Annotated in this window: 1 protein-coding gene and 1 pseudogene; both read right to left on the bottom strand. The window is 61.4% G+C overall.

Annotation, left to right across the window (positions count from 1 at the left end; all coding sequences use genetic code 11):
- Positions 1-3,813: 3,813 nt before the first annotated feature.
- Positions 3,814-4,650: a Ulp1 family isopeptidase gene (locus X744_RS1000000175815; RefSeq protein ID WP_348626186.1), complete on the bottom strand. Its 837-nt coding sequence runs from the start codon at positions 4,648-4,650 to the stop codon at positions 3,814-3,816.
- Between the two features lie 73 nt (positions 4,651-4,723).
- Positions 4,724-6,454 (bottom strand): annotated as a pseudogene (locus X744_RS1000000176345) (Ulp1 family isopeptidase); the annotation flags it as partial.
- Positions 6,455-7,239: the final 785 nt, after the last annotated feature.

The following is a 7,239-nucleotide window of genomic DNA, read 5'->3' as shown; positions in this document are numbered from 1 at the left end:
ACGAGGGGATCCACGAACCGCGTCCGGGCGGCGAGTTCTGGATTGTTCCCCTGCAACTCCTGCTCCAGGAGTTGGTAATCCCTCTGGATATGTTCGTCGCCTAGCCATTCCAATGCGCCGAGCACCCGCCCGTCTTTAGCTTTCCCAGGGGGCCTCTCTGGCCGACCCAATGCCTCCTGCGTCCCGCTGCGCTGCGCAGCGGCGTCCCCAATGGCACGAGCCTCCATGCCGACTGCGTCTTCCGGACGAGCAGCAAGGGCAATTTCGCGCCCGAGTGCGGCGGACGGCAGGAACTTCCGGAGNAGCGGCGTCCCCAATGGCACGAGCCTCCATGCCGACTGCGTCTTCCGGACGAGCAGCAAGGGCAATTTCGCGCCCGGGTGCGAACTTCCGGAGATGAGCTAGTGCACTGATCCTCCGGTTACCACCGGAGTTCACATAGCGCTTGGCATCTTCATCCAGCGACCCCTCGTGAAGCCGATCCGCAATCCCCGGCTTTTTGTTTTCATGCAGGTATTCACTGAAACGTATAAGAGTAGATCCATAGACCTGAATGGTACCGCGATTCGGCCCGGTCGCAGGCGCTTCTTTGTACTCTTTGATGAGAGCCGCTGTGTAATCTCTGATGAGCGCGGCGTCGGCAGGGTAGGGATTCCGGACAGGGCGGTCGACCACTGGCGCTCCGCCCGCCAACGTCTTGAGACGACCCAGTGCTCTAGCCACGATCGAGGGGCCACCCCTGCTCTCGTACTCCGAGGGGCCACCCCTGCTCTCGTACTCCTTGCGATCCTGATCCAGCGACGATTCGTCAAGCCGAGCAGCAAATCCCGGCCTGTTATTGTCAAAGAGCCAACGACCAAAGCCGAGAAGAGAATTTACATGGCGCTTGACCGTGCTCTCCTTGACCTTACCCGCGTAAGCTGACCTCAGCCCTTCGACAACGGTCGCATCGTTGGAATAGAGGGGACCCTTGTCGCGACCGGAGACCCCTATTGGAGGATCTGGCTGCACCGCCGCCGGCACAGAACGAGCATGGTCACGCAACTCGGACGGTGCGGGGGGATTCAGATCAACCACTGACGAATCCGGCGCATGATGATNCTGTGCAGCGATCCGCTCGTCCGGCGCGCGCTGGTCGCCGTCGCGCCAGATCAGGGGACGAAAGGACCCTGCGGGATCCGAGGCTTGGTGATGGGGCCCAGTTGGCACGAAAGACAATGGCAGAACAGCGTCGTCTTCATTAGCTTTCCCAGGGAGCTCGCGCCCGAGTTCGGACTTCCGGAGATGAGCTAGTGCACTGATCCCACCGGAGTTGTTATAGCGCTTGGCATCTTCATCCAGCGACCCCTCGTGAAGCCGAGCCGCAATCCCCGGCTTTTTGTTTTCAACCAGGTATTCACTGAAACGTCTAGGAGCAGATCCATAGGTCTGAATGGTAGCGGGATTCGGCCCGGTCGGCACTGCCTTGTACTCTTTGATGGGAGCCGCTGTGTAATCTCTGATGAGCGCGGCGTCGGCAGGGTCGGGATTATTCAGGACAGCGGCGCGGTCCAGCACTGGCGCTCCGCCCGCCCACGTCTTGAGATGACCCACTGCTCTAGCCACGTCCGAGGAGCCACTCTTGCTCTCGTACTCCTTGAGATCCGGATCCAGCGACTCCTCGTGAAGCCGAGCAGCAAATCCCGGCCTGTTATTATCAAAGAGCCAACGACCAAAGCCGAGAAGAGAATTTACATGGCGCTTGACCGTGCTCTCCAATGCTGACCTCAGCCCTTCGACAATGGTCGCATCGTTGGAATAAAGAGGACGCTTGTCGGGACCGGAGACCCCTATTGGAGGATCTGGCTGCACCGCCGGCGGCACAGAACGAGCATGGTCACGCAACTCGGACGGTGCGGGGGGATTCAGATCAACCACTGACGAATCCGGCGCATNATGATGGCGCGCCGTTGAGTGACCCGGCTGCAGCACCGAGGCACCCAGCATCGACCCACTGCCTCCGGCGTAGGGCGCCGCGGCGTGTTCTTGTCCGCTCCCTTGCGTCATGAGTTGCGCCTCCCATGGCGATCGTAGAAGGTCCGCGTGCGGAATCGAGTCGAAATATCCCGACAAATCAGCGTCGACCATCTGCTTTTGCGACCGAGCCAGCGTTTCGGCCACCGCAGCCTCGCCAACCGCGGAGGGCGTCTCCTCAGCCCTGGCGAACGCTGGCCCGGCAGGCGCCGCCGGCACAGAACGAGCATGGTCACGCAANATGATGGCGCGCCGTTGAGTGACCCGGCTGCAGCACCGAGGCACCCAGCATCGACCCACTGCCTCCGGCGTAGGGCGCCGCGGCGTGTTCTTGTCCGCTCCCTTGCACCATGAGTTGCGCCTCCCATGGCGATGTATCCACTTGAGGGCCGGGATCATGCACTGGTTCGTCCATTTGCTTTTGCAACCGAGCCCACCTTTCGGCCACCGCGGCCTCGCCAACCGCGGAGGGCGTCTCCTCAGCCCTGGCGAACGCTGGCCCGGCAGGCGCCGCCGGCACAGAACGAGCATGGTCACGCAACTCGAACGGTGCGGGGGGATTCAGATCAACCACTGACGAATCGCGCGCCGTTGAGTGACCCGGCTGCAGCACCGAGGCACCCAGCATCGACCCACTGCCTCCGGCGTAGGGCGCCGCGGCGTGTTCTTGTCCGCTCCCTTGCNCAGCCCTGGCGAACGCTGGCCCGGCAGGCGCCGCCGGCACAGAACGAGCATGGTCACGCAACTCGAACGGTGCGAGGGGATTCAGATCAACCACTGACGAATCCGGCGCATCATGATGGCGCGCCCTTGAGTGACCCGGCTGCAGCACCGAGGCACCCAGCATCGACCCACTGCCTCCGGTATGCGGTGCCAGGTGCTCGTCCCCCAGCATCATGGGCTGCGCCTCCCATGGCAATGCACCCACTTGATGGGTGGGGGCCTGCATCAGCACGCGAGCGCCTGAATTGCCGATCTCGCTCAGCTGCTTAGCTTTCCCAGGGAGCTTCTCTGGCCGACCCAATGCCTTCTGCGGCCCGCTGTGCTGCGNAGCGGCGTCCCCAATGGCACGAGCCTCCATGCCGACTGCGTCTTCCGGACGAGCAGCAAGGGCAATTTCGCGCCCGAGTGCGGCGTACGGCGGGAACTTCCGGAGATGAGCTAGTGCACTGATCCACCGGTTACCACTGGAGTCCAAATAACGCCTGGCATCTTCATCCAGCGACCCCTCGTAAAGCCGAGCCGCAATCCCCGGCCTGTTGTTTTCATGCAGGTATTGACTGAAACGTCTAAGAGTAGCCGCATAGTCCTGAGTGGTTTTGGGATTCGGCCCGGTCGCAGGCTCTGCCTCGTACTTTTTGATGAGAGCCGCTTTGTAATCTCTGATGAGCTCGGCGTCGACAGGGTCGGGATTCAGGGCAGCGCGGCCCACCATTGGCGCTCCGCCCGCCGACTCTTTGAGACGACCCAGTGCTCTAGCCACGTTCGAGGAGCCACTCTCGCGCTGGTACTCCTTGAGATCCTGATCCAGCAACGGATCGTCAAGCCGAGCAGCAAATCCCGGCTTGTTATTATCAAAGAGCCAACGACCAAAGCCGAGAAGAGAATTTACATGGTCCGTGACCGTGCGCTCCCCGACCTTACCGGCATAGAGTGCTGACCGCAGCCCTTCGACAACGGTCGCATCGTTGGAATAAAGAGGACGCTTGTCGCGACCGGAGACCACTACTGGAGGATCTGGCTGCACCGCCGCCGGCATAGAACGAGCATGGTCACGCAACTCGAACGGTGCGGGGGGATTCAGATCAACCACTGACGAATCCGGCGCATGATGATGGCGTGTTTCCCCGGGAACAACGTCCCGTACGAACACCGAGTCTGGGTTGCCTTGGTCCGGCGCGACTGGAGCCAGGGCTCTGTCGTGCAACGCTCGCGCTGACTGGCCGAGCCGCTTGATCCGCTGGTGAAACGTCCCAACGGGGCTTTCCTTAACCGCGTCTCGGGCCTGTCGGTCCATGAGTTCAAAGTTCGTNGCTGGTGAAACGTCCCAACGGGGCTTTCCTTAACCGCGTCTCGGGCCTGTCGGTCCATGAGTTCAAAGTTCGTGAGATAATTTGCCGTTCCAGATGTATCGTCACCCATGAGTCGGGTTTGTAGTGCCTGCCGATTGACGACGAGGTTGTTGAGGTTCAGGTTATCTGGCTGCGATTGCAATCGCCCAACCAGCGCCCGCGTGCCGTCCACCACGTAGACTCCGCAATCCACCACGTTGCTCTGCTGGGCGATGCGGGATACGCCCACGCGGGTCTCCAGGCTGGCGCCCAGATTTTCTGCGAGCTCTTTTGCAAGCGTGTCATTGCATCCGTTGTAGGAGTCATAATGATAGGCAACCGGCCGCTCCCGGTCGCTGCGATCAACGAACAGCAGCGACCAATGGGTGCCGCGCTCCGCAAGAGTCTTACCGCCATCGCTCACTGGCACGAACAGGAAGTCGGCTGTGTCGTTACCGTTCTGATGGACGATGCGCTGGAATGCGCTTAGCATGACGCTCTCGGAGCCCAAGCGCAGATGATAATTGGCTACGAGGGGATCCACGAACCGCGTCCGGGCGGCGAGATCTGGATTGTTCCCCTGCAACTCCTGCTCCAGGAGTTGGTAATCCCTCTGGATATGTTCGTCGCCTAGCCATTCNGTTATCTGGCTGCGATTGCAATCGCCCAACCAGCGCCCGCGTGCCGTCCACCACGTAGACTCCGCAATCCCACTCGTTGCTCTGCTGGGCGATGCGGGGTAAGTCCACGCGGGTCTCCAGGCTGGCGCCCAGCCTTTCTGCGAGGTGTTTTGCAAGCTTGTCATGCCATCCGCTGACGGAGTCATAATGATAGGCAACCGGCCGTTCCCGGTCGCTGCGATCAACGAACAGCAGCGACCAATGTTTGCCGCGCTCCGCAAGAGTCTTACCGCCATCGCTCACTGGCACGAACAGGAAGTCGGCTGTGTCGTTACCGTTCTGATTATGGACGATGCGCTGGAATGCGCTTAGCTTGTCGCTCTCGGAGCCCAAGCGCAGATGATAATTGGCTACGAGGGGATCCACGAACCGCGTCCGGGCGGCGAGTTCTGGATTGTTCCCCTGCAACTCCTGCTCCAGGAGCTGGTAATCCCTGTGGATATGTTCGTCGCCTAGCAATTGCAATGCGCCGAGCACCCGCCCGCTGGGGTCGCCGAAAACACCAAAAAACCCTTCGACCGCGGGGGACATCCCCTCAGGAAAGAGCTCTGGCGAGGCGGAATTCCCCGCCCGCAAGCTGGGCGGAGCGAATTCCGGTGGCCTCAGTGGCACCTCCTCGCTTGGTAGCAGGTTGCTCCTGTCCTGTGCAGCGATCCGCTCGTCCGGCGCGCGCTGGTCGCCGTCGCGCCAGATCAGGGGACGAAAGGACCCTGCGGNGCTTGATAGCTGGTTGCTCCTGTCCTGTGCAGCGATCCGCTCGTCCGGCGCGCGCTGGTCGCCGTCGCGCCAGATCAGGGGACGAAAGGACTCTGCGGGATCCGAGGCTTGGTGATGGTGCCCAGTTGGTACGAAAGACGATGGCAGAACAGCGGCGTCTTCATTAGCTTCCCCAGGGAGCTTCTCTGGCCGACCCAATGCCTTCTGCGGCCCGCTGTGCTGCGCAGCGGCGTCCCCAATGGCACGAGCCTCCATGCCGACTGCGTCTTCCGGACGAGCAGCAAGGGCAATTTCGCGCCCGAGTGCGGCGGACGGCAGGAACTTCCGGAGNTGAGCTAGTGCAATGATCCTCCGGTCACCACTGGAGTCCTTATAGCGCTTGGCATCTTCATCCAGCGACTCCTCGTGAAGCCGAGCCGCAATCCCCGGCTTGTTGTTTTCAACCAGGTATTCACTGAAACGTCTAAGAGTAGCTCCATAGTCGTGAATGGTTTGGCGATTCGGCCCGGTCGCAGGCGCTCCCTTGTACTCTTTGATGAGAGCCGCTTTGTACTCTTTGATGAGCACGGCGTCGGCAGGGTCGGGATTCAGGACAGCGCGGCCCACCATTGGCACTCCGCCCGCCGACTCTCTGAGACGACGCAGTGCCACAGCCACAGTCGAGGAGCCACCACTGCTCTCGTACTCCTTGAGATCTTCATCCAGCGACTCCTCGTGAAGCCGAGCAGCAAATCCCGGCTTGTTATTTTTAAAGAGCCAACGACCAAAGCCGTAAAGAGAATTTACATGGCGCTTGACCGTGTCCTCCTTGGCCTTACCCGCGTAGAGTGACCTCAGCCCTTCGACAACGGTCGCATCGTTGGAATAAAGAGGACGCTTGCAGCCGCGACCGTCGGAGACCACTATTGGAGGATCTGGCTGCACCGCCGCCGGCACGGCGGAACGAGCATGGTCACGCAACTCGAACGGTGCGGAAGGATTCAGATCACCCACTGACGAATCCGGCGCATGATGATGGCGCGCCGTTGAGTGACCCGGCTGCAGCACCGAGGCACCTAGCATCGACCCACTGCCTCCGGCGTACGGCGCCGCGGCGTGTTCTTGTCCGCTCCCTTGCATCATGGGCTGCGCCTCCCATGGCAATGCACCCACTTGATGGGTGGGGGCCTGCATCAGCACGCGAGCGCCTGAATTGCCGATCTCGCTCAGCTGCGGCTCAGTGGCAACGTCCTGCAGACGACTGTTCGGGGTCCTTTGCCTCTTCGCTGGTCTCAACTCCGCTGTATCATGCTCACGGTTGATGAGGACCTCCTCGCTTGATAGCTGGTTGCTCCTGTCCTGTGCAGCGATCCGCTCGTCCGGCGCGCGCTGGTCGCCGTCGCGCCAGNGCTTGATAGCTGGTTGCTCCTGTCCTGTGCAGCGATCCGCTCGTCCGGCGCGCGCTGGTCGCCGTCGCGCCAGCTCAGGGGACGAAAGGACCCTGCGGGATCCGAGGCTTGGTGATGGGGCCCAGTTGGCACGAAAGACGATGCCAGAACAGCGTCGTCTTCATTAGCTTTCCCAGGGGGGAGATACTCTGGCCAACTGTATTCCTCCTGCGGCCCGCTGTGCTGCGCAGCGGCGTCCCCCTTGCTCTCAAGACTTTGAGATTTAAATGGGTCCCCGGGAGCAACGTCTGGCGCTGACTGGCCGAGCCGCTTGATCTGCTGGTGAAACGTCCCAACGGGGCTTTCCTTAACCGCGTCTCGGGCCTGTCGGTCCATGAGTTCAAAGTTCGT

The sequence above is a fragment of the Mesorhizobium sp. LNHC252B00 genome, assembly GCF_000502955.1.
GTDB lineage: Bacteria > Pseudomonadota > Alphaproteobacteria > Rhizobiales > Rhizobiaceae > Mesorhizobium.
Note: the sequence above shows the minus strand (reverse complement) of the source record. Positions and strands in the feature narration are given on the sequence as shown.